The sequence below is a fragment of the Colwellia sp. 20A7 genome (assembly GCF_009832865.1).
Classification (GTDB): domain Bacteria; phylum Pseudomonadota; class Gammaproteobacteria; order Enterobacterales; family Alteromonadaceae; genus Colwellia.
Genome location: NZ_CP047130.1, coordinates 3,324,002 through 3,349,502, shown reverse-complemented (window position 1 = coordinate 3,349,502; position 25,501 = coordinate 3,324,002). Strand labels below are relative to the sequence as shown.

The window sequence follows — 25,501 nt, the reverse complement described above, 5'->3', positions numbered from 1 at the left end:
ATGGCACAGAAATTTGATGTATGCATACTTGGCGCAACAGGGCTAGTTGGCAAAACCATTATGGAAATCTTAGAACAAAGAAACTTCCCAATTAATAAATTATACCCATTAGCAAGTGCTCGCTCTGCTGGAGAATTTATTGAATTTAATGGCGAAAGCATTGAAGTGCTTGATGCAGATAAGTTTGACTGGAGCTTAGCGCAAATAGGCTTTTTCTCTGCTGGTGGCGCAACGTCAGCAAAATTTGCCCCTTTAGCTGGTGATGCTGGCTGTATCGTTATTGATAACACCTCAGAATTTCGTTACGACGACGATATTCCATTAGTTGTACCAGAAGTAAATCCAGAAGCATTAGCTGAATATAGAAACCGTAACATCATTGCTAATCCTAACTGCTCAACTATTCAAATGTTAGTGGCGTTAAAGCCAATTCAGGATGCTGTAGGCATTGATAGAATTAACGTTTGTACTTACCAATCAGTTTCTGGTGGTGGTAAAGAGTCAATGGATGAGCTTGCAAAGCAAACGGCTGATTTATTACAAGGCAAGCCAGTTGAATCTAAAAATTTCTCTCGTCAAATTGCTTTCAATGTAATTCCTCAAATAGATGTATTTCTTGAAAATGGCTATACCAAAGAAGAAATGAAAATGGTTTGGGAAACGAAAAAAATATTTGGTGACGATAATGTTTTAGTTAACCCTACAGCAGTTCGTGTTCCGGTATTTTTTGGCCATGCTGAAGCATTGCACATTGAAACACGCAGCCAAATTTCTGTTGATGAAGTTAAAGCATTACTAAGTAATGCACCAGGTATTGTGTTATGTGAAAATGATGAAGATTTTCCTACACAAATTGGTGAAGCAAGTGGTCAAGATGATACTTATGTTGGTCGTGTGCGTGAAGATATCACCCATCCAAATGGTATTAACTTATGGATTGTTGCAGACAACATTCGTAAAGGCGCTGCCACCAATAGCGTTCAAATAGCTGAATTATTAGTGAAAGATTATTTAAGCTAGTAACGTATGATAGAAAAGTAGCAAGTTAAGCTTATTTATTATAGTTACTCGTTACTCTTCAGAAAATAAGAAACTCGCCGTTAACATTGTATAAAACATGTTAATCGCGAGTTTTTTGTTTTATATGACTAAAATATTGAGATATTTACGTTGAGTTTGCTATTATTCCTCATAACAATCTAATCGTTGTATTAAAGCTACACCTTTACTTTAAATGGAATGATTTTTGCTTATATTTTAAAGGTTAACTATATCGAAATATTGTCAAATAACTGACTGATAGCTAATTTTTTGAAAAACAATAACTAGGAAAACTTCGATGCCAAAATTATTACACCTGTGCCTACGGCAGGTTGTTCTTAGCATATCAATAGCTAGTATATTAAGCGCTAGCATTATCATTACTAGTGTATCCGTTATTGGTTTCCCTACTTTTGCTCAAGAAGCCTTATCAGAAAGACCTGGCGTTCGTATGTTAGGCCCCAAAGGCTCGGATGTTTTGCGTTTTGAGCGTTATGGCCCGATAAATAAAAGTGATACGCTATGGAATATAGCGTTAACCGTTCGACCTGATAATCGCTTAAGTGTTTATCAAGTGATGCAAGCCTTATATCAAGCTAATCCTAATGCCTTTGTTGATGGTAATCTTAACCTTTTAGTTAATGGTGAATATTTAAAAATACCCTCTTTTGAATATATGATGTTAGTCGATACTCGTGCGGCAAAGAAAAAATCTAGTGAAGACGAGCAAGCTTGGAAAAGTAACTCACCTAGAAAATCGACCTCAGCGTCAAAATTAGCCACTCAAAATGTTAATAAACAAGATTTAGACACAGTCAAAGTTGAGCTAAATGATCAATTAGAAAAAATAGATAATGAACAACAAGTACGTTTAGAAAATATTCAAAATGATATTTTGGATTCTATTGGTGGCTTACAGGCATTGTTAAAAGAGAACGAAGCTTTACGTCAACGTTTATCATCTTTTAATGATCAACTAGACACAATGCAAGCAGAGGTCGCTAAAAGTAAAGAAATTAAGCTACAAATGGATGATATGATTCAATTGCAGCAGGCGTTACTTGCAAAAGCACAAGCGAGAGAAGAAGAGTTACTGCTAGAAAAAGAACAAGCTAAATTAGATGATAATATATTTACTAGTCAATGGTTTGTAGTATTAATGGCGACATTACCGGCCATTTTAATCTTAATTGTGGCAGCGTTTATTCTTAAACGTAGGAAAAAAGAACCGGCGACTATAAAAGCTTCTCCAAAAGCTTCTTTAAAAGAAAAAACTAAACCTGAAAAGGTAACTGAAGAAGTTTCAGCACCTGAAGAATTATCACTAGATGATGAATTATCATTAGATGACGAATTATCATTAGATGACGAATTATCACTAGATGACGAATTATCACTAGATGATGAATTATTACTAGATGATGAATTGTCATCAGATGATAGTTCATCATTAGATGATGAACTATTACTAGATGACGATTTGTCTATAGATCTCCTCGAGGCTGATGAGAGTGATGTTATACATCTGGATGATGATGAATTAAATGATTTAGACGACTTAGATGATTTGGACGATTTAGATGACATCATACTTGACCAAGAAGTTGATGACTCAGCTTTACTTGAAGGCGGAGAATTAGATCAATCTGCTCTTGATTCTTTGTTGGAGACGAACGAAGACGATAAAGAAGACGCCCAAGAAGATGATGTCTTAGTAAATAATGAATTGGATCAAAGTGATTTAGATGATCTTTTAGGTGGACTTGCTCTTGAGTCAAATGATCTGGAAGAAGATGACTTAGTATTAGATAAAGAAACGTCAGTCACTTCTGAAGAAGCATCAGAGTCTGCAGTAACCGATCCAGACGATATTGATGCCTTGTTAGATTCGATTGGCGCGGATACTAGTGATGATATTGTTACAGAAGAGCCGTCAGAGTCTGAAGTAACGGATCCTGATGATATTGATGCCTTGTTAGATTCTATTGGTTCGGATACTAGTGATGATAGTGTTACAGAAGAGCCGTCAGAGTCTGAAGTAACGGATCCAGACGATATTGATGCCCTGTTAGATTCTATTGGTGTGGATACTAATGATGATGCTGTGACAGAAGAGGCATCAGAATCTGAAATAACCGATCCAGACGATATTGATGCCTTGTTAGATTCTATTGGTGTGGATACTAATGATGATGCTGTGACAGAAGAGGTATCAGAATCTGAAATAACCGATCCAGACGATATTGATGCCTTGTTAGATTCTATTGGTGTGGATACTAATGATGATGCTGTGACAGAAGAGGCATCAGAATCTGAAATAACCGATCCAGACGATATTGATGCCTTGTTAGATTCTATTGGTGTGGATACTAATGATGATGCTGTGACAGAAGAGGCATCAGAATCTGAAGTAACCGATCCAGATGATATTGATGCCTTGTTAGATTCTATTGGTGCGGATACTAGTGATGATACTGTTACCGAAGAGGCGTCAGAGTCTGAAGTAACCGATCCAGATGATATTGATGCCTTGTTAGATTCTATTGGTGCGGATACTAGTGATGATACTGTTACCGAAGAGCCATCAGAGTCTGAAGTAACCGATCCAGATGATATTGATGCTTTGTTAGATTCTATCGGTGGGAATACTAATGATGAAACGTCCGCTTTAAATGATAAAGAAGTGCCAGCAGACGAAAGTAATGACCAAGCGGCTATTGATGAATCTGATATCAATGAAAATAAGGCTAAAATTGAAAGTTTAACTGAAGAATATATTTCGCCGTTATTATCTACTGATTTTAGTGACATTTTGGATAAATCATCAGAAGACGACTCTGATTTGAGTGAACCGGAATTAAATGAATCTGAACCGACACAATCAGATAGTGATGTCATTGATGATGAAAAACTTGGTATTGATGATTTAATTGCTGACACGGAACAGTCAAGTGAAGGTCCTGTTGATGAATCTGAATTAATTGATGATGAAAAACTTGGTATTGATGATTTAATTGCTGACACGGAACAGTCAAGTGAAGGCCCTGTTGATGAATCTGAATTAATTGATGATGAAAAACTTGGTATTGATGATTTAATTGCTAACACGGAACAGTTAAGTGAAGGCTCTGTTGATGAATCTGAATTAATTGATGATGAAAAACTTGGTATTGATGATTTAATTGCTAACACGGAACAGTCAAGTGAAGGTCCTGTTGATGAATCTGAATTAATTGATGATGAAGAACTTGATATTGATGATTTAATTGCTGACATGGAACAGTCAAGTGAAGGTCTTGTCGATGAATCTGAATTAATTGATGATGAAGAACTTGGCATTGATGATTTAATTGCTGACATGGAACAATTAAGCGAAAGCACGGACGATGAAATCGATGATGAGTTAATCGATGATGACGGCTTTGATATTGATGACCTAATTGCCGACATGGAGCGCTCAAGTGAAATCCCAGTTGATGAAGAACTTGATATTGGTGATGACTTAGTTTCAGAAGCTTTTGATGAGCAAGCACTGAAAGAGCTATTGGAAGATAGTGAACATGCTATTGAATTATCCCCAGACTTTTCAGATCAGAATGTATTAGCTGATTTATTAAATGATAATGACAAAGATAGTGATACTAAAGTAACAGAAGCCACTGAAATAAATGATATTAAAGAGTTAAATAATTTAAATTTTGATGAGCTTCTAGCTAATATTGAAGAAGAGTCTAGTGTTGCTAATCAGAGTGCTAATTTTAATCAAAACTCTGATGATAGCGATAAAATTACATTAGAAGATTTTGACAACTTCAACTCTCATGATAGTACACAGAAAGATAGTACAGGGTCAGAGAGCCTTGCTAGTAATGATAATAAAGAAGATAACTTTGTTTCTGTTGACTCATTACTCTCAGATAGCCAAGGAGAAGTTAGCTTTGACGAACCTTATGAAAAAGCCAATATAGATGTTGGATTGAATGAATTCCCTGAATTTACTCGTGATGTTAATTTAATTGATGTTGATATTGATGAGAGTGGTATGGCGGCTAAACTTGATTTAGCTAAAGTCTATCTTGAAATAGGTGACGAGGATAATGCTCAAGTCATTTTGAACGAAGTTATCAAGTTGGGCACAACGCAGCAGCAAGAAGAAGCTAAAAAGCTATTGGAAGAGTCTTAAGCCGATAGAAATATTGGCTGAGTTGGTATTAAACAGTATTGGCATAGCGCAGTGAAATAATAGATAATGCGCCAATTTGAGTTATACAAAGTTGGCTTAAGAGGTTTACATGCGTTACGCACTAGGTATCGAATACGACGGGAAAAAATATTGTGGTTGGCAGAGGCAAAAAAGCGTAATTAGCGTACAGCAAAAAGTTGAACAAGCATTATCTAAAATTGCAGATGAGCCTATTGAAGTTATTTGTGCTGGCCGAACTGACACTGGTGTTAATGCAACTAATCAGGTTATTCATTTCGATACGACTAAAAAGCGTAAAGATATCGCATGGACTTTAGGTGTAAATACTCACTTACCTAGTGATATCGCTGTGACTTGGGTTAAAGCTGTTAGTGATGACTTCCATGCTCGCTTTAGTGCTACCGCAAGGCGCTACCGTTACATTATTTATAATAATAAATTACGTTCCGCTATTTTAAGTTATGGTATTAGCCATTGTCATTACTTGTTAGATGAAAAACTCATGCAAGAAGGTGCACAATACCTTGTTGGTAAACATGATTTCACTTCATTTCGAACAGTGCATTGTCAATCTCACTCACCAGTTCGTACTATTAAGCATTGTGAAATAACTCGCCAAGGTGAGTATATAATTGTTGATATAAAAGCGAACGCTTTTTTACATCACATGGTACGAAATGTTGTCGGTAGTTTAATGCGTGTTGGGCAATCACAAGAAGAGCCAATTTGGATTAAAGAAGTACTCGAACTTAAAAATCGATGTATGGCGGGTGTAACTGCGCCACCAGAAGGTTTATACTTTGTTGAAGTCGATTACCCAGGACAATTTGACCTGCCGAAAAGACCGTTTGGACCATTATTTTTAAATTAAACTATAATTATCGTTATTAAGTAACAAAACAGACCAGTTTTTTATATAAAATATAGGCTAAAGTATGTTTTAATTATTGGTTATATTTGTTATCACATTCTACTTAACTTTTTTATGAAGGTTTATCAGTAAAAAAGTTGATTTATATTCGTTGCAATAGGCAAAAATAAAATTATGAGCTGGATTGAAAAAATTCTCCCAAAAGCAAAATCTACCCAAAAAAGCAATATTCCTGAAGGCGTTTGGAGTAAGTGCTCTTCATGTAATGCAGTACTGTATAAAGTTGAGCTAGATAGGCAAATATCTGTTTGTCCAAAATGTGATCATCATATGCGTATTAGTGCGCGTAAACGCATTGACAGTTTTCTTGATCAAGATAATCGTCAAGAGCTAGGTGAAGAATTTGAAGCACAAGATATTTTAAAGTTCAAAGACTCGAAACGATATAAAGACAGATTAAGTGCCGCGCGTAAAAATACCGGCGAAAAAGATGCTTTAGTTGTAATGAAAGGTGAGCTTCACGGTATGCCTGTTGTTGTAGCTGCATTTGAATTTGCATTTTTAGGTGGCTCTATGGCCTCCGTTGTTGGTGCGCGTTTCGTTAAAGGTGTTGAATACTGTTTAGAGCATAACATTCCTTTTATATGTTTTTCTGCGAGTGGCGGTGCCCGTATGCAAGAAGCATTATTTTCATTAATGCAAATGGCCAAAACAAGTGCGGCATTAGCTAAAATGAGTGAAAAAGGTTTACCTTATGTTTCTGTATTAACCGACCCTACTATGGGTGGTGTTTCAGCAAGTTTAGCGATGTTAGGTGATATCAATGTTGCCGAGCCAAAAGCATTAATCGGCTTTGCTGGTCCGCGTGTTATTGAACAAACTGTTCGTGAAAAACTACCAGAAGGCTTTCAACGCAGTGAGTTTTTATTAGAAAAAGGCGCAATTGATATGATTGTTGACCGCCGAAATATGCGTGAAACGTTAGCTCGCATGTTAGCGAAGTTTACGGGACAAGTTAGCCCTTTATAATATTATCTCAAATTAGCTAAAGTCTATTAATTTATGTTAAAACAAAATGAAAGCCACTCAAAAGACTTTACGAGTCTTAATGAGTGGCTTTGTTATTTAGAAACCATCCATAGCACTGAAATTGATCTTGGGCTAGCTCGTATTAGCCAAGTTGCTAGAAAGTTAAATATTGATTTTAGCTTTGCTTGTGTAATCACTGTTGCAGGTACTAATGGTAAAGGAACTACGTGCGCATTTTTAGAAAATGCGTTACTTGGTGAAGAAGTCACGTCCCAAAAAGTAGATGATACGGCTAGTGAAAGCGATAATTCAAAAGAAAATACTCGTTTACAAACTGTAGCCGTATACTCATCTCCACATATTGAAAAATTTAATGAAAGGTTACGTATTAATAAAAGTGATATCGATGATCAATCACTTATTACTGCTTTTGAAGAAATAGAGCTAGCAAGAGATGAAATATCTCTAAGCTATTACGAGTATACAACCTTAGCCGCATTTCTTGTGCTTATGAAGGTTAAACCAGACGTTATTATTTTAGAAGTTGGCTTAGGTGGACGTCTTGATGCAACGAATATTATTGACGCTGATGTGGCTGTTATAACAACGATTGATCTTGATCATCAAGCTTTCCTTGGTAATGATAGAGAAACGATTGGCTTTGAAAAAGCAGGTATTATGCGTGGTGATCAGCATATTATTATTGGTGACCCTAATGTACCTCAATCTGTACTAGATTACGCTAAGCGAATAAATGAAACGACTAACGAAGTCAGTCTTCAACTAGCATTAGGTAAAGTCAAAGTACGTAATAAAGACTTTTTCATTGCGAATGATAATAAATCTAATAACCCAGCAGAACCAAGTTGGCAGCTTCAATTTATTGAAGTCGACAAAAATAATCAAAAAACACAATGTTATTTGAATAATCTTATTGCGACACATATTCCTCAAGATAATGTTGTTACAGCATTAATGGTCTTAAAACAACTTGGTGTGCAGTTAACTACCCAAAAAGTTAATAGATTAATTTCAAATACCCAAGTTGCAGGTAGAACAGAGTTATTTAAAGGTAAAGATCATCAAGCAGATAAGCTTGAACATAATGATTTGCTCGATACTACTTTTACACAACAATGTGATGTTATGCTCGATGTTGGTCATAATCCTCATGCTGGTCGATATTTAGCAGAAAAAATAGCTCAGTTTAAAGCTCAAAACCAATATCAACGAATTATTGCCGTTGTTGCTATGTTAGCAGATAAAGATATCGCAAATACGTTAAGTCCCTTTAATAGCGCTGTGGATGAATGGTATGTAGCACCATTAATGGTTCCAAGGGCTGCAACGTCTGAATTGATGGTGAAAGAGCTGTCTCATTTTACTAATTCTATCAATTGCTTTGACAATATTACTCAGGCATTTAAAATGGCTAATCTTAAAAGTGAATCGAACGACTTGATTCTTGTTTTTGGCTCTTTTTACACGGTTGCCGAAATTAGGCAGCTTTTAATTTAGACTATAGCTTAAGTTATTTGGAGTATCGTTTGTCTACACCGTTTCAAAATCGTCTTGTTGGTACCATTATTGTTGCTGCAGCAATCGTTATTTTCTTACCTGATATACTTGATGGCAAAAAACAGTCTAATCAAGCAGACTTCGATGCAATTCCACAAGCTCCTGCTTTTACGGGAAAAACAACCCAAGAACCATTCCCAAATGAAGCCTTAGTAAAGCAAGAAGCCCCTAGTGTTTCAAATGAACAAGCAATAGATGATCAATTACAGGCGGATAATAGCAATAGTGAAAATACTATTCTTGATGATCAAATAACTAAAGTGACGCCGGCAAATAAGCCTGAAAAAATAGAAAATGATTCAGCAATTAGTAAACCTGTCTTAGGACAAAAACCAGCCAAAGCAGTTAACAAAGAAGCTTGGGTTATTCAACTTGGCAGCTTTAGAAATAAAAGTAATGTTGAAGAGCTAGTGAACAAATTAAAAAGTAATGGGTATACTGTTTTTACTAAGCCTATTCAAACTAAAAAAGGTACTTTAACAAAAGTTTTTGTTGGACCTGAACTCATTGAAGCATCCTTAACTAAAAAAATTCCAGCATTAAAAAAACTAACAAATGTACAGGGTAAAGTTTCTCGATTTTACCCAAATTAATAACAGTATTACAGCCAAAAGGTTGGGCATTTGTTTTTTGATTCTGATAGAATGCGCGCCTCTAACGAATGAGAAACTTAAACCATGGTTTGGATAGATTACGCCATTTTAGCCGTAATAGGCATGTCAACACTAATTAGCTTGGTACGTGGCTTTGCAAAAGAAGCTGTATCGTTAATTATCTGGATAGGTGCTTTTTTTATTGCAAGTACCTTTTATGCAAATCTAGCTAACCTTCTTACTAATATCTCTGATCAATTTTTGCGAAATGCAGCCGCAATCGCAATTTTATTTATAACTACTTTAATCTTGGGTGCTTTAATTAACTATCTTATTGGACAGTTAGTAAGGAAAACAGGGTTATCTGGCACCGATCGCGTTCTAGGACTTGTATTTGGTGCATTGCGTGGCGTATTAATTATCAGTGCAGTGTTATTCTTTATGGATGCTTTCACTGGTGCAGCAACAACTGAGTGGTGGAAAAGTTCACAATTAATACCTGAATTCAGGTTGGTTGTTGAATGGTTTTTTGAGTATCTCAAACAATCATCAAGTTTTCTAACATAACGTTAATTTATAAAACTATTAGCTAATTTCCCAGCGGAGAAAAATTCATGTGTGGTATTGTTGGTATTGTCGGTAAAACCCCGGTTAATCAATATTTGTATGACGGATTAACAGTGTTACAGCATCGAGGACAAGATGCTGCCGGTATTGTTACTATCCATGACAATACATTTCGTCTAAGAAAAGGTAATGGTTTAGTTAAAGACGTTTTTCATACACGTCATATGCTTAGATTACAAGGCAATATAGGGATTGGCCATGTTCGTTATCCGACCGCAGGCACCTCTAGTTCGTCAGAAGCTCAACCTTTCTATGCCAACTCACCTTATGGTATATCTTTAGCGCATAATGGTAACTTAACCAATGCGGATGAGTTAAAAACCTGGCTTAACACTAAAGCTCGCCGCCATGTAAATACTACATCTGATTCAGAATTATTATTAAATATTCTAGGGCACGAATTACAGCAAAGTGAAAGTGTTTCGTTAACACCAGATGATATCTTTACTGCTATTTCTAATGTGCATAAACGAGTTCGTGGTGCTTATGCTACTGTAGCTTTAATCATTGGTTATGGCATGGTTGCTTTTCGTGATCCAAATGGAATCAGACCATTAGTTTTTGGTAAGCGTGAAACTGAGCATGGTATTGAATACATGATAGCATCGGAGTCTGTAGCTCTTGATGCTTGTTCATTTGAATTCGTTCGTGATGTAGCTCCTGGTGAAGCCATATTCTTCTCAGAAAATGGTCAAATCCATAGCCAACAATGTTTTGATAAGCCCAACTATAGCCCATGTATTTTTGAGTTTGTTTATTTTGCTCGACCAGATTCAACAATTGATAAAATTTCTGTTTATGCCTCTCGCGTTGAAATGGGTACTAAGCTTGGTGAGAAAATAGCCAAAGAATGGGATGATGTTGAAATAGATGTTGTTATTCCAATTCCTGAAACATCATGTGATATTGCGTTGCAAATCGCCAAACAATTAAACTTACCTTATCGTCAAGGCTTTGTTAAAAACCGCTATATTGGCCGTACTTTTATCATGCCAGGGCAAGAGCAGCGTAAAAAGTCTGTGCGTCAAAAGCTGAATGCAATTGGAGCAGAATTTAAAGGTAAGAATGTTTTACTCGTAGATGATTCTGTTGTACGTGGCACAACCTCTGAGCAAATTATTGAAATGGCTCGTGCATCAGGTGCTAATAAAGTTTATTTTGCTTCTGCTGCTCCTGAAGTACGTTTCCCGAATGTTTACGGTATAGATATGCCAAGCGCTAACGAATTGATTGCACATGGTCGTGACGTTGATGACGTTTGTGAATTAATTGGTGCTGATAAACTTATTTATCAATCTATTGAAGACTTAGTTATTGCTGTGGGAGCAGGGAACCCTGAAATCAAAAGCTTTGATACCTCTGTATTCGATGGTATCTATGTGACTAACGATATAGACAATGCCTATTTAGAAAAACTTGATGCACAAAGAAATAATAGCAGTAAAGAAGAATCTGATAAAAATGCTGATACTGTTATTGATATGTACAATGAAGGTGCAGAATAACTTTACGTTATATAGAGATACTTCTAGCTAAGCTGTAGAGTAAAAAGATAACGAGTAGCGATTAATTTTCAATTAGCTACTCGTTACTCTGATGTTATTAGCAATTCTTAAACTACTAGTTAAGGTACGTAACTAGCTAAATAATTTGTTAAGAAATGTATTCTGGTCCAAACCCCATAGACCACATTATCGCACTAAATGCCATCATTCCTACCAACAGAACCAAACCACAGGTTACTACTGAACTTGAATATATAAAGCCTTTTTCTTCAGGAATATTCATCATAATAGGTACACCTGAATATAATAAATAAATGGAATAACATACAGCGGCAACCCCAGCTAACGCGACAAACCAAAGTACTGGGTACAATGCAGCAATACCAACCATTAACATAGGTGTTGAAGTATATGCGGCAAGCTCTAATGATTGTACGAAACTTGGTTTTGCATCAAAGGTTTTTGCCATCCATTGAATTAAGTAGGCGAGTGCTAATACACCAACAATTAAAGCGCAATATAGTGCCACTGCCATTAATTGAGCGCTACTTTGGTTTATTTTTATTGGGTCACCAACACCTATTGTCCAACCTATATGTGCAGCAGCATAATATCCACAAATAGTAGGAATGAGTGCAACGACTAAAATATGTATCATGCTATAGGTTAAACTTTCATGGCGCTTTTCAATTGTTTGCCATTCGTCTTTTGGGTGAGTATATAAACCCCAAATATGATTTAATATCATAACAACTTCCTCTTGCAGTCCCCGATTAATTATTTAGCTATTTTATATAAATTTATTATTGTTCACTAAATAAACATTCGACATTAAAAAATTATAATAGTCGATAACCTATTTATGTAAGATACCAGCTCATTCGTCAAGGTTTGATCGGTAAATAGGCAATAAAAGGTGAAAATAAGTTCTTTTTATATTGAATATAAGTAAAAACTATTTTACTTATCGCATCTAGATATAAGTAAGCTTTATTTTTAAGTACGTAATTAGATCCCATTTATGTAGATTAGGAGACCTTTATTCTAACTATTCTCATTACTTCAATATCAAATCCTGCGATATTTTCATTGTCTGGGTAGTAAGTAATATTTACGCGTTGCCCTTTTAAACTTTTATATAATTTTTTTCGTTTATATTTAAAAGCAACACTTATGTCTTCCAGCATAAGCGTATTAATAACCCAATCATCGGACTCACGTTGTACATGTGAAATAACCTTAATATTATCGGTATGAACAAGTTTTTTATGCTGCTCAATTAACTTTTTTGCTTCTTTATTGTCAGGGGGGGTATCTTTAAAGTTATGGGTCATGGTCAAAACCTGGGAGTATAGGTGTTACTAGTATCTCAATTTATTGTTTTTTTAAATAGTATCATTGTTAAATTAATTATAACGTTTATCTATATTCATTTAAGGACGACAGAATAAAGTAATATATTTAGTAAACTTCATGTTAAAATTATTCTAAATTATCAATAATATTGAACTTATAAAAACAATGTACGAAGAATTATTAGCGCCAATTAACGCTTTCTTAAAGTGTGAGACTCCTGAGTCTTGGGTTGAAGAAGCAAAAAAAACAGAAAACTTACCAATACTTCTTCGGGATCATTTAATTTGTGAATTAAAAGCCGCTCAAAGTGCATTATTTTTACTTAAACGTTATGCACTAACACCTGAAGGTGTAGAGCAATTAACTGATCTGATGAAACCTTATGAGCAGTTTGCCTATAAACGTATTGGTAACACTGAAACGCTCAAAGGGAAGAATGTTTTATCTAAGTCGATTAAAGCTAAGTCTGATTGTTCATACGGGCAAGATATGGTTGATAAAATGGTTTTATTGATAAGAGAAGAGTTACATCACTTTTATCAAGTATTAGAAATTATTGAAGAAAACAATATCCCCTATGACCCCATTCCAGCAGCACGCTACGCGAAAGGAATGCTTAAGAATGTTCGCACCTATGAACCTGAAGCACTGATTGATAAATTAATTATTGGTGCATACATTGAAGCAAGGTCTTGTGAACGGTTTGCTAAAATAGCACCTCATTTAGACTCGAAAATAGGTAAGTTTTATTTATCGTTACTTCGCTCTGAAGCACGTCATTATCAAGATTATTTAGCGCTTGCGGAACATATTTCTAAAGTAGATATAACTGAAAGAGTTACTTTTTTTAGAAATATTGAAGCTGAACTTATTCAATCAGCGGATACGGATTTTAAATTCCATAGTGGTGTGCCAATTTAACGCGTTTGTTCTAAATTTAAGCGTTTTTTAGAGAGGAATAATAAGTAGATATGGCCTATAAGTCTCAGTAGCCTTTAACTACTGCAGTTTTATAAAAATTTAAACTATCTAAGTTTTTGAAATTGTGCAATATTAAATGACAATAAACAAAATTTATAGGGCTGACAGTACTAAAAAGACTCTATAAGAAACTGTTAGGGTTTTATGTCAAAATTGCATTTTATAATCATATTTCTTTTTTTTCCTGTATTCGTTTCAGCTATTGAACCTGATAAATGCGGCAACAATAAAGAAGCAAGGGCTTTAGTTAAATTAATTAAAAGTGATAATGAGCAAAAGCGAATATCTATCCGTTGTAATAGGTTGCTTACTGTAGCGGCTGAGGCTAAAGCTAAAAAAATGTCTGAGTTAGGTTTGGTTGTACATAATCTTGAAGGAGGACCAAACTCACGTTTACGAAACGTAGGCTATAAACTCCCAAACTATTATGGTTATGATTTTAATAGCAATCAAGTTGAGGCTATTGCCGGAGGGTACTCTGATGCTGAAGATGTATGGGATGCCTTTAAAAGATCTGAACTTCATCGAACTCATTTATTAGGTGATATTGATTTTTATAAAGAACAAGATGAAATAGGGGTCGCTTTTATAAAAAAGTGGGAGTCACCTCATGTTGAATATTGGGTCGTTTATTTAACGAAAGGTTACGAAAAAAACCAAACTAAGCTTGTTGAATTCACTGAAATACCCAACAAAAGCCTATTTATAATACAACATGATAAATTAAAATAGTGGGTATGAAAGCGTAACAATAGTTCAAGGTGTCAATTGCGTTGAGTGATTGACACCAATCATTTTATCGAGTTTTTGCCTTGGAAGATTTTTCTCTTAGCGCCTGCTTTGAGTAATTTAATAATTAAACCTGCCAATAACTTAACTTACATTATTGCAAAATAGAACTTTCTTCAGAAGTGCGACAATTTGTCACTCTTTTATTAAAGGTTGTGTATCTATAATGACGTAATTCTTATTATTCATGGAACTTACGATAATGTTTACACGCTTTATTTCTGGTATTAAATCTCCTTTCTCATTAACCTTTGCAGCAGTAGTGCTATTAGCAGGTTGTGGGTCTAGTAGTGAAAGTACTATTGATGCAGGTACGCCAACTGAAGAAAATACGTCCTTTACTCTTGATTTTACAGCCAAAAGTGCTGGTGAAACGGTGGCCTGTGATACTAACCACAACCAATTTGGTACTGAAGAATTACATGCTATTTCAGTAAGCGATTTACGGTTTTATGTAAGTAATCTTAAATTCTATAATGAAAATAACGAAGAGGTTAGTGTTGAATTAGACGCTAATGACTTTCAACGTCATAGCGAACAAGGGTTTGTTGGTTTAATTGATCTAACTAGCAATACCGCTGGTGCATGTACAGATGATGCTTTAGGTGGTACAGAGCGTACTAATACGGGTATTAGTGGAACTATTATTGGTGGCACTGGTACTGTCAATAGCGTTAGTTTTGATGTGGGTGTACCACAAGCTGTTATGAAAGATGTTATTGCGACCAACACGCAAGAGGATGCGCCAACACCATTAAATGAATTATATTGGTCTTGGGCAAGTGGTTACCGTCATTTTGTGATGAATTTTACTATTGAAAATACTGAAGAAGTTCAAGGCAATGGTCTTATACATTTAGGTAGTCGAGATTGCGGCGGTGATGGTTTACTTGCTTTAGAAGAGAAAGATACCTGTGATTTTGTGAATACGCCTAAAGTGACTCTTGATAACTTTAATCCTGTTAACGACGTTGTTGTACTTGATATTGATGCAATGTTAAATAATGTTAAATTTGCTGCAAAAGGTGATGAAGTAACGCCGACAGTATCTTGTCATTCTAACCCTATGCAAACAGATTGTGCTGCTCTTTTTGAAAATTTTGGGTTAGACATTACTGATGGTAGTGCTGATGCTGATGCAAATCTTGTTTTTATTAAAGAATAAGTAAATGCTATTTAGACATCTGCGTCGGTTAACGTTGCATAAACTCAGTGAAGTTGATTCTTCATTGAGTTTCATGTTCTTACCGTTTTCATTATTCGTGCTATTTTTTGTCTCTGGTTGTAATGTATCTTCTACTACAACAGTTAATTCAACTGAAACAGAACAAGACTTACGTACGCTATTAGACTTGCCTGAGCATATGCCGTTACCGGCTATTCCTGAGTTTAATGCTCTCACCAAAGAAAAAATCACTCTGGGTCGTTTTTTATTCTACGACAAGCAGTTATCCGCTAACCAAACTCAGTCTTGTGGTTCTTGTCACTTCCAATCTAACGCCTTTGCCGATGGCATTAGTACGCCAATAGGATCAACTGGGCATGCTTTAGTGCGTAACAGTCAAGGGTTAAGTAACGCGGCATATAACGCAACATTTACTTGGAGTAATGACACTTTTTTTGAGTTAGAAGATCAATTAAATGTACCAATTCGTGCCGATGATCCTATTGAGTTAGGGGTTACTGATGCTGAACTTGATACCGTATTAAGCCGTTTTAATAACGATGAGAAGTATCAAGAGATGTTTGAAGCTGCTTTTCCTGATAGTGATTCAGGCGCAACCATGAATAAAGTTATTTTTTCATTGGCAAGCTTTGTGCGAACGATGATCAGTGCTAAGAGTCCTTACGATGAATATTTATTAGGTGATAAAGAAGCATTAACCGCCCAGCAAAAACAAGGTTTTAGTTTATTTAATGGTGAAAAATTTGAGTGTTTTCACTGTCATACAGGTATTAACTTTACTGTGTCATATAGAGATGCGAATACGTTGAATGATGCACTTTTATTTCCATTTTTTAATAACGGTTTGTACAACGTAAATTCTGATGGGAGCTATCCCGTAGAAGATCAGGGAATCTTTGATTTATCGTCTGATCCGACAGACAAAGGTAAATTTAGGCCACCGTCATTACGAAATATAGAGTTTACAGCACCTTATATGCACGATGGCAGTATCGGTACTTTACGCGAGGTTGTTGAGCATTATGCCAGAGGTGGAACATTGACAGAATATGGTGTTAACGCGGGGGATGGAAAAAATAGCCCTTATAAATCAGCCCTGATACTTGGCTTTTCAGCTACAGATGAAGAAATTGACGCTGTAGTCTCTTTTTTAGAGTCACTTTCTGATTATGATTTTATTAATAACGAAAAATTTTCGAATCCGCATGAGGAAAATCAATGCTTAAGCGTATTAAGCCAATATGGCTATTATCTTTACTTTCTATTGTTTATCAACCAGCAATGGCTCACCAAAAAGTTTCTTTGTCTGAGAAGGACTCAATTAAAGTTTTGGCTGCTATAACTTATCGTAACAACCAAATAGTAGAGAGCGGTGAAGTATGGCAACCGCAAGGTTTTTTAGTTGGTGGTGAAGCAGTACCTGCAGAAGAAGGTGCAAGCTTAGATGATGCACAACTGCAGGGGTACATGAACCTAAATAAAGAATACTATGTTGCCGCCAAATTAAGTGCGCATAGCCACAGTGGTGAAAATAGCCTTGAATTAGAAAGTCTTTGGTTTGGCACAGAATTTCAATTTGCACAGCAAATGTTTCAAATTGAAGTAGGCAAGATTTCAACCGAGGTAACCGATACTGTTAATTATCATTCGGCTACCGATATTTTTAGTCAAGCTCCATTATCTGCAGATATGTTATTTGGACGCCATTTTACTGATGTCGGCGCGCGGCTTGCTTTAATGAATTCAATTGATGAGTTAAATTCAAGTTATAAGTTAGGTGTTGAGCTATTTAGTGGTGATAATTTTCCTGCTACTTCTGGTGATGGCAGCATATCGGCGTTTAGTCATTTTACTTTTCAATCACAATCTTTTCAATCGGTAGCTAAACTTTGGGTAATGTATGGTAAAGCAGAGCAAAGAGAAGATGTACGTTATAGTGAAGAGCACAGCCATGGCGTATCGGTAGATAATGTAGTTGAATCTTTTTTTACGGGTGATACCTTAAGTTCAGGTATGTATTTAGATGGTACATGGGCATATGACCAATGGCGTTTTCATGGTGAATTTGAATGGATTCAAGCACAAGTAGATGGTCAAATTTTTACAACTACACAAAGTGCGTATATGGATGCAGTTCAAAACTCATATCGTTTAGCCGCTTTTGTCGAAAGAAAAAAGCACAGCCTTCATCTCGAATATGAAATATTAAGTGCTGATAACCAATTCTCTCAAACAACAGAGACATTTATTGAGCAAGTTGGTTTAAGTAATAATGGGTTTGAGCCAAACAGACTAAGTGTTGGCTGGCATTATGCTTTTCACCCTGACTTTATACTACGTACTGAATGGATGAGAGATGAAAGTAATGAGTCATCACAGGTTAATTCTATCGTTAGCTTAGGTATACAATGGCGCTATAACCTTTTATAAGCATTGATTAAAGATATCTTAAATGAACTCAGATTAATTAGGTATGTCGGTATAAATTTATGCTGGCGTATCTGTTTGATTGAATGCGTAGTTGAGTAATTCCATCTTAGTAGGAGTTACTTTTAACCAAGCTCCTTGTTCATACCAGTCGCCTAATACAATTCGTTTTGCTGGTTTATTATTGGCGGTTAATTCATGTACTGCAGGTCTGTGCGTATGACCATGAATCAATAACTGGCTTTGATGAGCTTCCAAGCAATTGACAACTTCTGCTGGCGTTACATCCATAATTTCTTGAGGTTTTACTGATGTAGCAGCAGCGCTTTTTTTCCGGTAATCAGCAGCTATTTTTTTACGTACAAATAACGGTAAGCTTTTTACCATGGTTTGCCACCACCAAGAACGAGATTTTTTACGGAACTGTTGATAAGCAACATCACGTGTACATAAGGTATCGCCGTGCATAATTACCACACTTTGTCCGTATAAATCGATTAAATCAACTTCTGGTAATAAAATCATGGCTGATTTTTTTGCAAAACGTTCGCCTAATAAAAAGTCTCGGTTGCCATGAATATAATAAATAGTGGTACCAAGGTTAGACAATGTTTTTAATGCTTTGGCTATTGTAGCTAAATAAGCACTATCATCATCATCACCAACCCAAGCCTCAAATAAATCACCGAGAATATAAAGCGTTTGTGCTTGTATTGCATCATGTTTCAAAAAGCGTAAAAAACAGGCGGTAATATCAGGCCTGTTTTGTGCTAAATGTAAATCAGCAATAAAATATGTTACGGGGTTATTGGTGCTTGGCATTGGCTGTTGCTTCTAGTGCTTCTTTCTATTATGTAGTGCTAATTTTGAGTGTTAATATTTACAGCTAACGCTTACTCAACAATTGCTGATTCAACAACAATATCTTCTTTTGGTACATCGCCATGACCGTGTAAACTTCCTGTTGGTACTAAAGTCATTTTGTCTACTATGTCCATACCTTCAACAACTTCACCAAACACACAATAACCCCAACCTTGTACAGATTCATTTTTAAAATCTAAAAAGTCATTGTCAGTTAAGTTAATAAAAAATTGTGCAGAAGCTGAATGAGGCTCTTGAGTACGTGCCATTGCTAATGTACCACGTTTGTTACTTACACCATTACTGGCTTCATTTTGAATACTAGCGCGTGTTTCTTTTTCTTCTAAGCCTGGTGCAAAACCACCACCTTGTGCCATAAAACCTTTAATTACACGATGAAAGATAGTGCCATCGTAATGACCTTCTTCAACATATTGTTGGAAGTTTTTGGCAGTAATTGGTGCTTTATCAAAATCTAATTCAATTTTAATATCGCCAAGGGTTGTTTTGAAAATAATCATAGGGATCTCATCTACAGGGTAAAATTTAACGGAATTGTACGCGATCATTAGCTGAATTAAAAATAGAGGTTTTAATATATTTAATTTACTTGGGTATTAATTGATATAAAGTGCATCTGGTATGGTGATTCGATAACACGCTTGGGGTACAATCCATTTCAATGTAGTACATTATTATTTTTTATTTACTGGAGTCGTAAACCCTCATGTTACAGATATACAATACTTTAACTCGTAAAAAGGAAGCTTTTACCCCGATTAACCCTGGTAAAGTGGGATTGTATGTTTGTGGTTGTACTGTTTATGATTTATGCCACATCGGCCATGGACGCACTTACATCAGTTTCGACAATATTGCGCGTTATATGCGATTTTCTGGCTATGATGTGAATTATGTACGCAACATTACTGATGTTGAAGATAAAATAATTAATCGTGCTGCACAAAATAATGAAACAACTGAGCAACTTACTGAACGTACCATTGCTTATATGCATGAAGATTTTGATGCATTAAATATAGCTCGTCCAGATATTGAGCCGCGTGTAACGACTCATATGGATGAAATTATTGCTATGATCGAAACGTTGGTCGCGAAAAAGCATGCTTATATCGCGGGCGAAAAAGACAGTAGTGATGCTAATAATACAGGTAAGGGTGATGTGTTATTTGACGTTTCTAGCTATGTTGATTATGGCAAGCTAAGTGGTCAGGATTTAGATCAGTTACAATCAGGTTCAAGAGTTGATGTTGATCAATCAAAAAATAATCCATTAGATTTTGTTTTATGGAAATCAGCTAAACCTGGCGAGCCAAGTTGGTCATCACCGTGGGGTGAGGGCAGACCTGGTTGGCATATTGAATGTTCAGCGATGAATGCAAAAGAGTTAGGTCATCATTTTGATATTCATGGTGGTGGCTCAGACTTACAATTTCCTCATCATGAAAATGAAATTGCCCAAAGTTGTTGTGCACTTGAAACTCCCTATGTAAATTATTGGATGCATACAGGGATGGTACAAATAGATCAGGAGAAAATGTCTAAATCTTTAGGTAACTTCTTTACTATTCGTGATGTACTTGCGCAGTATGATGCAGAAACTGTCAGATTTTTCTTAACGACAGGGCATTATCGTAGCCAATTAAACTACTCGACAGATAACTTAAATCAAGCAAGAGCTTCATTAGAGCGTATTTATACTGCATTAAGGGATGTTGATATTAAGGCAGACTTTACTTTAGATAAGTCATCTACTTATGTTAAACAATTTTGTCAGGCTATGGACGATGATTTTAATACGCCACAGGCACTAGCAGTGCTATTTGAAATTGCTAAAGAATTAAATGTCGTAAAAAGTAACAATATTGAACAAGCTGAAAAATTAGCGGCAACATTAAAAGCGTTAGGTGGTGTTATTGGTTTATTACAACTGGCGCCAGAAAGTTTCTTGCAAGGGCAAAATGCGAATGAAGAAGTAGCTGTTATTGAAGCGCTTATTGTTCAACGTAATCAAGCCCGTATTGATAAAGATTGGGCGCTTGCTGATGAAGCTCGAGATAAGTTGAATGCGATGAATATTATACTGGAAGATAGTGCTGGTAAAACAACATGGCGCAAAAATAGTTAGATAATAATTTTTATTAAGTCTAGTGCTCGTTAATTAGCAAGCAGTATCATTAACTATGAACGAGAGTGTGCAACAAATTTGTACACTCTTTTAGCTAGACTTCAAAAATAAAAAATACGTATTATTTACCGAATTGCTCACAAGCAATGTATGTATTTTCAATTAAGCAAGCAACTGTCATCGGGCCAACGCCACCAGGTACAGGTGTAATAAAACTGGCTTTTTCTTTTGCTACATCAAATTCAACATCGCCAACAAGCTTACCAGATTCTAAACGGTTAATACCAACATCAATAACGATAGCACCATCTTTAATCCATTCACCTGGAATAAAGGCTGGCTTACCAACGGCGACTACAATTAAATCAGCGTTTCTAACTTTTCCTTCAAGATCTTTAGTAAATCTATGGGTAGTTGTAACGGTACATCCTGCGAGTAATAATTCTAACATCATTGGTCGACCTACAATATTTGAAGCCCCGACAACTAAAGCATCTAAACCATGAGGCTGAATACCCGTTGATTCAATTAACTTCATTATTCCCTTTGGTGTACAAGGGCGAAGACCAGGTTGGCGTAAAGCAAGCTTACCAACGTTAGAAGGGTGAAAACCATCAACATCTTTTTCAGGGTGAATGTGTTCAATAATTAAATTAGCATCTAATCCTTTTGGGAGCGGTAGCTGAACTAAAATACCATCAATAGTATTGTCGTTATTTAGCTCATTAATTAATTGATATAATTCATCCTGTGAAGTGGTGGCAGCTAAATCATAAGAGCGAGAAACAAAACCAACTTCCTCACAGGCTTTACGTTTACTACCTACATAAACCTGAGAAGCTGCATCGCAACCTACTAATATAACTGCTAGTCCAGGAGCTCTTTGACCTTTATTTATGCGTAGGCTAACTTTTTCTTTAATAGAGTCGCGAACTTTTTTGGCAATAGCTTTGCCGTCAATTAATGATGCCGTCATAATACTTAACTGTAACCTTAAATAAATTGGTGAGATAAATGGTCTGTAAAATTGAGGTTATTTTGCCATAAACCCTACGCTAGTTATAGTTAAGAGTTAGAATTATTTATCACGAAAAGTTTGAATAGCTATATATTGAACAGCAAAAGCTTAATTCTTACTTCTGTCTTATATATACAAGGTTTTTGATACTAATTAAGCAAGTTGCATTAAAAGTGAACGAACGAGTATTTATTTATAAAAATAGTTTGACTGAGCACGCGCAAATCGGTAATATCCGCACCCGTTGAAGACAGCTAATCTTTTAGTTAGTTTTAAACGAATGTCGGTGATTAGCGCAGCTTGGTAGCGCACTTGGTTTGGGTCCAAGGGGTCGCAAGTTCGAATCTTGCATCACCGACCACTTTTTCTTACTCATTTCTTTAAAGAAATTTTAAAGAAATATTTAAAAGATAAAGTGTTAGCTTTGGTGCTATCAAATTTAGTAATAACTTTGATTATATATCACTGAAGATAATCTATTTATTAAATAGGTTATAATGCTTTTGTAGGTTAATGTGCGCCCTTAGCTCAGCTGGATAGAGCAACGCCCTTCTAAGGCGTGGGTCGCAGGTTCGAATCCTGCAGGGCGCGCCATACTTAAAAAGTATGAATAAAAGATATAATGGTGGCTATAGCTCAGTTGGTAGAGCCCCGGATTGTGATTCCGGTTGTCGAGGGTTCAAGTCCCTTTAGCCACCCCATCTTTACTTTGAGTTCCTTACTCAAAGAATTTGAAAAAATCGGTGATTAGCGCAGCTTGGTAGCGCACTTGGTTTGGGTCCAAGGGGTCGCAAGTTCGAATCTTGCATCACCGACCACTTCTCAAAAATATTATTTTCCATATCTAACCAAAATTGGTTTGGGTGTCATCAAGTTCAGTCGTAAGTTCGAATCTTGCATCACCGACCACTTCTCAAAAATATTATTTTCCATATCTAACCAAAATTGGTTTGGGTTTCATCAAGTTCAGTCGCAAGTTTTAATCTTCATTACTGACCACTTCTCAATTTATGTAAATCAATACTTCTTGATTTAAAATCTTGCTATATATTCTATTGTTAAACTCTATGTAGTCCATCATTAACCAAATTTTGGTTTGGGTGTCATCAAGTTCAGTCGTAACAATTAACTATTATTCGGTTTATGTATTTCCAAATTAAGTCGCAAGCTCAATGCTTTCATCATCTATAAACAACTTATTTAACTGTTTATTCAATTTATACCAGTTTCATTAATTAGGTGAACAATTTTATACGTAGAAAAAGTTGGTGATTTTAACAAGTAGAAATGATCACATAGTTAGTGAGATTGGTATCAGTACTTTATTCGGTGAAATATTGCATTATTAATACGCATTTATTTATATTAGCTTATATGAATAGACTTATTAGCTAAATAGAGCAGAGTGATTTTGTGGTGATCCTACTAATAGTTAGTAATGATTTGTAAGTCTATCGGATTGATTACAAGGTAAGGTTAGGTGTGATTTAATTAATTTCACTGTATATAATGATTATGTCTAAATTTTCAGTTATCTTGTTTTGTTTGTAAGTTGTTGTAATTTAATTGTATTTTATAATTGTGACGCGTGTATATTACCGAGGTTACTCATTAGCTTAACCCACTATATGTAAGGCTTTATTTAAGCTGTAATTTACGCTAGAAACTTGCCCTTGCAACTTCTTTTGTGTCTAGCTATAATTCCGCGTCATAAATTTTAACCGTTCGTATGAGCAAGGCACTTTTTTTACTATCATTAGCAAGTAAAATTGATGCTATATAAGAAAGCGTAACACGCTAAGTTTTGAGGTATATAAATGCAAGTTTCAGTTGAGACTACACAAGGTTTGGAACGTCGTTTGACTATTTCTGTTCCAGCCGAAACAGTAGATGTTGAAGTTAAAAATCGTCTTCGTCAAGTAAGTAAAACCCAACGTATCAACGGTTTCCGTCCGGGTAAAGTTCCACCATCAGTTATTCAAAAACGTTACGGTAAATCTGTACGTCAAGAAGTTGCTGGTGAAATCATGCAACGTAGCTTTGTTGATGCTATTGTTGCTGAAAAAATTAATCCTGCGGGTCGTCCTTCGTTTGTTGCAAAAAGCAATGAAGATGGTAAAGAATTAAAATTTGAAGCAACTTTTGAAATTTACCCAGTAGTTGAATTAAAAGGTTTAGAAAATATAACGATAGAGCGTCCTGATGTTGAAGTATCAGCTGACGATCTAGATGAAATGTTTGAAACATTACAAAAGCAACACCAAACGTGGAAAGAAAATAAGCGTAAAACTAAGAAAGGTGACAAGTTAGTACTTGATTTCACTGGCCGTATTGACGGTGAAGAGTTTGAAGGTGGTAAAGCTGAAGGTTTTGAACTAGAGCTTGGCGCTGGCCGTATGATTCCTGGTTTCGAAAAAGAAATCACTGGTATGAAAGCTGGCGATGAAAAAACAATTAAAGTAACTTTCCCTGATGATTACCATGCTGAAAACCTAAAAGGTAAAGAAGCAGAGTTTGACATTGTTGTTCATACAACTGAAGGTGCTGTTTTACCTCCTGTTGATGAAGAATTTGCTAAACTTTTCGGTGTTGAAGAAGGTGGCGTTGAAGCTTTACGTGAAGAAGTTAGTAAAAACATGACACGTGAATTAACTCAAGCTGTTAAAGCTAAAGTTAAAGAACAAGTGCTTGAAGGTTTACTATCAAGTCATGACGTTAGCTTACCATCAGCTTTAGTTGCACAAGAAATTGACGTATTACGTCAACAAGCTATGCAGCGTTTCCAAGGTCAAATGGATCCTAATAACTTACCTGAACTACCTAACGACATGTTTAAAGAGCAAGCTGAACGTCGCGTTAAAATTGGTTTGTTACTAGGTGAAGTGATTAAGGTTAATGAACTTAAAGTTGATACTACTAAAGTTGATGAGCTAATTGCAACAGCAGCATCTGCTTATGAAGATCCACAAGAAGTTATTGAATACTACGCAAACAACAAAGAATTAATGCAGCAAATGCAAAATGTCGCTTTAGAAGAGCAGGCAGTTGAATTTTTAGTTGAAAAAGCAAAAGTAGAAAATAAAAAAGCAACTTTTAAAGAGATTATGAACCCAGAAGGGAAGTAATATCGCTTTTTTATTGACAAAAAGCTTAGCAATCGCTTAAATTTAATGGCTTGTATGGATATTTTCATACAAGCCATTTTTATTTAGCGTATTATTTTTAATGATTACTTAAAGAATGTAGCTTAATTTAAGCTGCTTAGTTAAAGTAACCATGTATT

20 protein-coding genes and 4 tRNA genes are annotated in these 25,501 nt (G+C 35.7%); 19 read left to right on the top strand and 5 right to left on the bottom strand.

The window, feature by feature from the left end; translation table 11 throughout:
- The 8 genes from GQS55_RS14460 to purF all read left to right on the top strand — a co-directional run bounded on the left by GQS55_RS14460 (position 1) and on the right by purF (position 11,448).
- Positions 1-1,020, top strand: coding sequence for an aspartate-semialdehyde dehydrogenase (locus GQS55_RS14460; protein ID WP_159821174.1), 1,020 nt, complete (start codon positions 1-3; stop codon positions 1,018-1,020).
- Positions 1,021-1,339: 319 nt separating this feature from the next.
- A complete protein-coding gene (locus tag GQS55_RS14455; RefSeq protein ID WP_159821173.1) occupies positions 1,340-5,224 on the top strand; it encodes a FimV/HubP family polar landmark protein in 3,885 nt (1,294 codons plus the stop codon).
- Positions 5,225-5,333: 109 nt separating this feature from the next.
- On the top strand, positions 5,334-6,116 hold the full coding sequence (truA, locus tag GQS55_RS14450; RefSeq protein ID WP_159821172.1) for a tRNA pseudouridine(38-40) synthase TruA: 783 nt from the start codon (positions 5,334-5,336) through the stop codon (positions 6,114-6,116).
- A 174-nt stretch (positions 6,117-6,290) separates the two neighbouring features.
- Positions 6,291-7,145, top strand: a complete 855-nt coding sequence (accD, locus tag GQS55_RS14445; protein ID WP_159821171.1) for an acetyl-CoA carboxylase, carboxyltransferase subunit beta — start codon at positions 6,291-6,293, stop codon at positions 7,143-7,145.
- A gap of 33 nt (positions 7,146-7,178) precedes the next feature.
- Positions 7,179-8,663 carry a bifunctional folylpolyglutamate synthase/dihydrofolate synthase gene (locus tag GQS55_RS14440; RefSeq protein ID WP_159821170.1) on the top strand — a complete coding sequence of 495 codons (1,485 nt, stop codon included), beginning with the start codon at positions 7,179-7,181 and terminating at the stop codon, positions 8,661-8,663.
- A gap of 29 nt (positions 8,664-8,692) precedes the next feature.
- Positions 8,693-9,316: an SPOR domain-containing protein gene (locus GQS55_RS14435; protein ID WP_159821169.1), complete on the top strand. Its 624-nt coding sequence runs from the start codon at positions 8,693-8,695 to the stop codon at positions 9,314-9,316.
- An 84-nt stretch (positions 9,317-9,400) separates the two neighbouring features.
- A complete protein-coding gene (locus tag GQS55_RS14430) occupies positions 9,401-9,883 on the top strand; it encodes a CvpA family protein (protein WP_159821168.1) in 483 nt (160 codons plus the stop codon).
- Between the two features lie 47 nt (positions 9,884-9,930).
- Positions 9,931-11,448 carry an amidophosphoribosyltransferase gene (purF, locus tag GQS55_RS14425; protein ID WP_159821167.1) on the top strand — a complete coding sequence of 506 codons (1,518 nt, stop codon included), beginning with the start codon at positions 9,931-9,933 and terminating at the stop codon, positions 11,446-11,448.
- A 148-nt stretch (positions 11,449-11,596) separates the two neighbouring features.
- On the opposite strand, the gene GQS55_RS14420 is transcribed toward purF, so the two are convergent.
- Positions 11,597-12,196, bottom strand: coding sequence for a Yip1 family protein (locus GQS55_RS14420; RefSeq protein WP_159821166.1), 600 nt, complete (start codon positions 12,194-12,196; stop codon positions 11,597-11,599).
- Between the two features lie 280 nt (positions 12,197-12,476).
- Positions 12,477-12,782 carry a hypothetical protein gene (locus GQS55_RS14415; protein WP_159821165.1) on the bottom strand — a complete coding sequence of 102 codons (306 nt, stop codon included), beginning with the start codon at positions 12,780-12,782 and terminating at the stop codon, positions 12,477-12,479.
- Between the two features lie 187 nt (positions 12,783-12,969).
- Between GQS55_RS14415 and miaE the strand changes: the two genes are divergently transcribed.
- From miaE to GQS55_RS14390, 5 genes are all read left to right on the top strand, one after another.
- Positions 12,970-13,725, top strand: coding sequence for a tRNA isopentenyl-2-thiomethyl-A-37 hydroxylase MiaE (miaE, locus tag GQS55_RS14410; protein ID WP_159821164.1), 756 nt, complete (start codon positions 12,970-12,972; stop codon positions 13,723-13,725).
- A gap of 204 nt (positions 13,726-13,929) precedes the next feature.
- On the top strand, positions 13,930-14,517 hold the full coding sequence (locus tag GQS55_RS14405; RefSeq protein ID WP_236559650.1) for a CAP domain-containing protein: 588 nt from the start codon (positions 13,930-13,932) through the stop codon (positions 14,515-14,517).
- A 259-nt stretch (positions 14,518-14,776) separates the two neighbouring features.
- Positions 14,777-15,739, top strand: coding sequence for an MbnP family copper-binding protein (locus GQS55_RS14400; RefSeq protein ID WP_159821163.1), 963 nt, complete (start codon positions 14,777-14,779; stop codon positions 15,737-15,739).
- A gap of 4 nt (positions 15,740-15,743) precedes the next feature.
- Positions 15,744-17,102 carry an MbnH family di-heme enzyme gene (locus GQS55_RS14395; protein ID WP_236559649.1) on the top strand — a complete coding sequence of 453 codons (1,359 nt, stop codon included), beginning with the start codon at positions 15,744-15,746 and terminating at the stop codon, positions 17,100-17,102.
- Positions 17,090-18,190: a hypothetical protein gene (locus GQS55_RS14390; RefSeq protein ID WP_159821162.1), complete on the top strand. Its 1,101-nt coding sequence runs from the start codon at positions 17,090-17,092 to the stop codon at positions 18,188-18,190. The genes GQS55_RS14395 and GQS55_RS14390 overlap by 13 nt, the downstream gene beginning before the upstream one ends.
- A 57-nt stretch (positions 18,191-18,247) precedes the next feature.
- Here GQS55_RS14390 and lpxH read toward each other — a convergent pair whose 3' ends face one another.
- Together lpxH and GQS55_RS14380 are read right to left on the bottom strand one after the other, a co-directional pair.
- Complete coding sequence (gene lpxH / locus GQS55_RS14385) at positions 18,248-19,009, bottom strand: UDP-2,3-diacylglucosamine diphosphatase (RefSeq protein WP_159821161.1); 762 nt, start codon at positions 19,007-19,009, stop codon at positions 18,248-18,250.
- A 71-nt stretch (positions 19,010-19,080) separates the two neighbouring features.
- A complete protein-coding gene (locus tag GQS55_RS14380) occupies positions 19,081-19,572 on the bottom strand; it encodes a peptidylprolyl isomerase (RefSeq protein ID WP_159821160.1) in 492 nt (163 codons plus the stop codon).
- 206 nt (positions 19,573-19,778) lie between these two features.
- On the opposite strand from GQS55_RS14380, the gene cysS reads away from it, so the two are divergent.
- On the top strand, positions 19,779-21,200 hold the full coding sequence (cysS, locus tag GQS55_RS14375; protein ID WP_159821159.1) for a cysteine--tRNA ligase: 1,422 nt from the start codon (positions 19,779-19,781) through the stop codon (positions 21,198-21,200).
- A 121-nt stretch (positions 21,201-21,321) separates the two neighbouring features.
- Here cysS and folD read toward each other — a convergent pair whose 3' ends face one another.
- Complete coding sequence (folD, locus tag GQS55_RS14370) at positions 21,322-22,176, bottom strand: bifunctional methylenetetrahydrofolate dehydrogenase/methenyltetrahydrofolate cyclohydrolase FolD (protein ID WP_159821158.1); 855 nt, start codon at positions 22,174-22,176, stop codon at positions 21,322-21,324.
- A 326-nt stretch (positions 22,177-22,502) separates the two neighbouring features.
- On the opposite strand from folD, the gene GQS55_RS14365 reads away from it, so the two are divergent.
- The 5 genes from GQS55_RS14365 (at position 22,503) to tig (ending at position 25,343) form a co-directional block, all read left to right on the top strand.
- A tRNA-Pro gene (locus GQS55_RS14365) sits at positions 22,503-22,579 on the top strand.
- Between the two features lie 156 nt (positions 22,580-22,735).
- Positions 22,736-22,812 (top strand) — tRNA-Arg (locus GQS55_RS14360).
- 31 nt (positions 22,813-22,843) lie between these two features.
- Positions 22,844-22,919 (top strand) — tRNA-His (locus GQS55_RS14355).
- Between the two features lie 40 nt (positions 22,920-22,959).
- A tRNA-Pro gene (locus GQS55_RS14350) sits at positions 22,960-23,036 on the top strand.
- Between the two features lie 999 nt (positions 23,037-24,035).
- Positions 24,036-25,343 (top strand): trigger factor, encoded by a 1,308-nt coding sequence (tig, locus tag GQS55_RS14345; protein ID WP_159821157.1) that lies wholly within the window; start codon positions 24,036-24,038, stop codon positions 25,341-25,343.
- Positions 25,344-25,501: the final 158 nt, after the last annotated feature.

Coding starts and splice junctions, on each gene's coding strand:
- GQS55_RS14395 (WP_236559649.1), top strand. CDS start 15,744: ATGCTATTTAGACATCTGCGTCGGTTAACGTTGCATAAACTCAGTGAA.
- purF (WP_159821167.1), top strand. CDS start 9,931: ATGTGTGGTATTGTTGGTATTGTCGGTAAAACCCCGGTTAATCAATAT.
- accD (WP_159821171.1), top strand. CDS start 6,291: ATGAGCTGGATTGAAAAAATTCTCCCAAAAGCAAAATCTACCCAAAAA.
- truA (WP_159821172.1), top strand. CDS start 5,334: ATGCGTTACGCACTAGGTATCGAATACGACGGGAAAAAATATTGTGGT.
- GQS55_RS14415 (WP_159821165.1), bottom strand. CDS start 12,782: ATGACCCATAACTTTAAAGATACCCCCCCTGACAATAAAGAAGCAAAA.
- miaE (WP_159821164.1), top strand. CDS start 12,970: ATGTACGAAGAATTATTAGCGCCAATTAACGCTTTCTTAAAGTGTGAG.
- lpxH (WP_159821161.1), bottom strand. CDS start 19,009: ATGCCAAGCACCAATAACCCCGTAACATATTTTATTGCTGATTTACAT.
- cysS (WP_159821159.1), top strand. CDS start 19,779: ATGTTACAGATATACAATACTTTAACTCGTAAAAAGGAAGCTTTTACC.
- GQS55_RS14460 (WP_159821174.1), top strand. CDS start 1: ATGGCACAGAAATTTGATGTATGCATACTTGGCGCAACAGGGCTAGTT.
- GQS55_RS14440 (WP_159821170.1), top strand. CDS start 7,179: ATGTTAAAACAAAATGAAAGCCACTCAAAAGACTTTACGAGTCTTAAT.
- GQS55_RS14400 (WP_159821163.1), top strand. CDS start 14,777: ATGTTTACACGCTTTATTTCTGGTATTAAATCTCCTTTCTCATTAACC.
- GQS55_RS14455 (WP_159821173.1), top strand. CDS start 1,340: ATGCCAAAATTATTACACCTGTGCCTACGGCAGGTTGTTCTTAGCATA.
- folD (WP_159821158.1), bottom strand. CDS start 22,176: ATGACGGCATCATTAATTGACGGCAAAGCTATTGCCAAAAAAGTTCGC.
- GQS55_RS14405 (WP_236559650.1), top strand. CDS start 13,930: ATGTCAAAATTGCATTTTATAATCATATTTCTTTTTTTTCCTGTATTC.
- GQS55_RS14430 (WP_159821168.1), top strand. CDS start 9,401: ATGGTTTGGATAGATTACGCCATTTTAGCCGTAATAGGCATGTCAACA.
- tig (WP_159821157.1), top strand. CDS start 24,036: ATGCAAGTTTCAGTTGAGACTACACAAGGTTTGGAACGTCGTTTGACT.
- GQS55_RS14380 (WP_159821160.1), bottom strand. CDS start 19,572: ATGATTATTTTCAAAACAACCCTTGGCGATATTAAAATTGAATTAGAT.
- GQS55_RS14420 (WP_159821166.1), bottom strand. CDS start 12,196: ATGATATTAAATCATATTTGGGGTTTATATACTCACCCAAAAGACGAA.